The 380-nt window shown below is 38.2% G+C and carries 1 protein-coding gene and 1 pseudogene; one reads left to right on the forward strand and one right to left on the reverse strand.

Annotation, left to right across the window (positions count from 1 at the left end):
• The coding region (locus AY606_RS04545; RefSeq protein WP_502692107.1) for a helix-turn-helix domain-containing protein at positions 1–126 on the forward strand (126 nt) is incomplete at its 5' end.
• Positions 127–182: 56 nt separating this feature from the next.
• On the opposite strand, the pseudogene AY606_RS16365 reads toward AY606_RS04545, so the two are convergent.
• Positions 183–380: pseudogene (locus tag AY606_RS16365) on the reverse strand (hypothetical protein); the annotation flags it as partial.

Consider the following 380-nt stretch of genomic DNA (forward strand, 5'->3'; position numbering starts at 1 on the left):
GAATTTGCAGCACGTTTGCATATCAGTGCGAGAACGCTACAAAACTGGGAACAAGGGCGTAGATACCCAACTGGGCCAGCAGCCACGCTAATTCGTATTCTTGATGCACATCCAGGCCTGATCTAAAAAATATAGGCCATAAAAAACCCCGGCAGGACGCCGGGGTTTTTTATTAGTTAATTTTATTTATAGGCCTTGATTAATTCTTCAAATATAGGTGCTCTTAAATTACCTTTTAGGATATATCTAGATATGACACCATGATCTGTATATATATTCATAGAAATATTTTGAGAGTTAGAGAAATCTGCCATAAGATTTATCGGAATCATGATACTGTTGCGAGAGCGATAAGCTGCAAAGGCATAATCATTTTCAGT

Source organism: Acinetobacter sp. SFB (assembly GCF_001647545.1).
Classification (GTDB): domain Bacteria; phylum Pseudomonadota; class Gammaproteobacteria; order Pseudomonadales; family Moraxellaceae; genus Acinetobacter.